Raw genomic sequence first — 2053 nt, forward strand, 5'->3', positions numbered from 1 at the left:
CAGGCCGCAACCAAGCCCTCACCAACCCGCCAACCCACAACAGGGCAATCCCCAACAAACAACCCTCTGAACACAACCAGCGCCTCGTCGCGGTCCTTGTCGACGGCCCACGCCGCGGAGCCCGGCGGCGGCCTCCCGCACACTGACGTCGGCAATGCCGCCGCCACGGCGCGGCTCGCGATGAGTTGGCCCAAGCCGCGACCATCAACGACCTGTTCGCCGGTTTCGCTGCGACCGCGGCTGCGCTGACGCTGGGCGCCCGCGCGGAGGGGGGAGGTTCCGGCGGCGGCAGCGCGATCCGGGTCGGCTACATCGGAGACTTCAACGGCGCCAGCGCGTTCGCGCTCGCCGAACAGCGGGACCTGTGGGCGAAGTACGGTCTCGAGCGGGAGCCGACGCTTACGCCCGAGGACGTCCAGCAACGACTGCGCATCACCGCGCGCCGTGACGCGGGCACCCGGCGGGTGTGGAACCCGCGGTACGGCTGGGAAAGCTCGACGCCGAGGAACTGCTCGACACCTACCGGCCCGGGCCGTAGTGCGGTCGTCGTCGGCCCCGCCGTCTCGTCCAGCCCGGTTTGGCAGACCCCGTCGTTACCATCACCGCTACCCGAAGCGACAAGGACGCGACGGGGACAAGATGGGACACGACAAGGAGAGACGATGAGCGAGCTGACCACCACGCAGCCGGCTGGCACACCGACCTGGATCGACCTGGGCATCCCGGATCTCGACCGCGCGATGACCTTCTACGGCGCGTTGTTCGGTTGGGAGTTCGATGTGGGACCGGCGGAGTTCGGCCACTACACCCAGTGCTTGCTACGGGGCAGACCCGTCGCGGCCATCAGGCCGAACCCCGATCCCGACGCCACGGACTTCTGGTGGAACGTCTACTTCGCGACGGATGACTGTGACGCCGCGGCCGCCCGAGCGCGGGACGCGGGCGGCTCGATCATCACCGGCCCGATGGACGTGCTGGACCAAGGCCGGACGGCGATCATCAAGGACACCACCGGTGCGCAGTGTGGACTGTGGCAGGCCGGTGCCCACATCGGCTGTGAGATCGTCAACGAGCCGAACGCCCTGCTCCGCAACGACCTGGTCACCGCGGAATCCGGGCCCGCGCGCGACTTCTACGTCGCGGTCTTCGGCTACACGTTGGATGCCAACCCGGACATGCCCGAGCTCGACTTCACGTTCCTGCGCAGACCGGATGGCCACGAGATCGGCGGCATCGCCGGTGACCCAATGGCCACGAAGTCCCGTTGGGGGACCTTGTTCCAGGTGGACGACGCCGATGCGGCGGCGCGGCGAGCGGTCGACGCGGGTGGGACCTCGGCCGAGCCCTACGACATGATCTACGGGCGGGTCGCTCAAATCACGGACCCGTTCGGCACGGAGTTCGATGTCGGTGCGGCGATGACGAGCTGAACCGGCGGTCAGCTGGCCGGGTGGTCGAGCTCGGCAAGACGCGCGTGGATGTCGTCGGTGTGGACCTCCTCGACAGGGTGAGACCGAGGTCGGCCAGGCACCATAGTCAGGGTGGACGTGCCTGCACCGCCCATCGGCATCGCCTGCTTCAATCACACGGGCGATCACCGCCGTGGCCCCGGATCGTCGCCGTACCCGACACGGCCCCGTGATGACCGTCACAACGGGTCTCATATTGCTGTCCCTTGCGACGGTCTTGTTGCGGCGAGGTAATGCCCGATGGGATCGATGCGGATGACGGCGCCGGTGTAGGGGCGTTGATCATCTGCGTGCTGGAGATTGCGATGCCGACGTGAGTGATCGTGTTTGGGCTGTTGCCGAAGAGCACGAGGTCGGTTTCCGCTGATCTTGAGCAATAGACGCCACTGGCGCCCAAGGTGTCGAGTGGGCGGTGGGCCTGTGGTTACTTCACAGGTGGGCCGAGCCGATCTGTTTGCCATCGGCTCTGGTGTCAAACATCGTCAGCCAGTAGCCCTCCACCAGGTGGGGGCTTGAGAGGGTTGTTTGACAGGGATTGTCCTCGTCTGGGTTGGGTGGGTTGGTGAGGGTTTCGTTGCGGCTCA

Annotated in this window: 1 protein-coding gene; it reads left to right on the plus strand. The window is 67.0% G+C overall.

Annotated elements, in window-relative coordinates; all coding sequences use genetic code 11:
- The first annotated feature begins 185 nt into the window (after positions 1-185).
- Positions 186-1430 (plus strand): VOC family protein, encoded by a 1245-nt coding sequence (locus ACTWPP_RS44880; RefSeq protein WP_443110598.1) that lies wholly within the window; start codon positions 186-188, stop codon positions 1428-1430.
- Positions 1431-2053 lie beyond the last annotated feature (623 nt).

The sequence above is a fragment of the Actinomadura sp. 3N407 genome (assembly GCF_052245875.1).
In the GTDB taxonomy this organism is placed as follows: domain Bacteria; phylum Actinomycetota; class Actinomycetes; order Streptosporangiales; family Streptosporangiaceae; genus Spirillospora.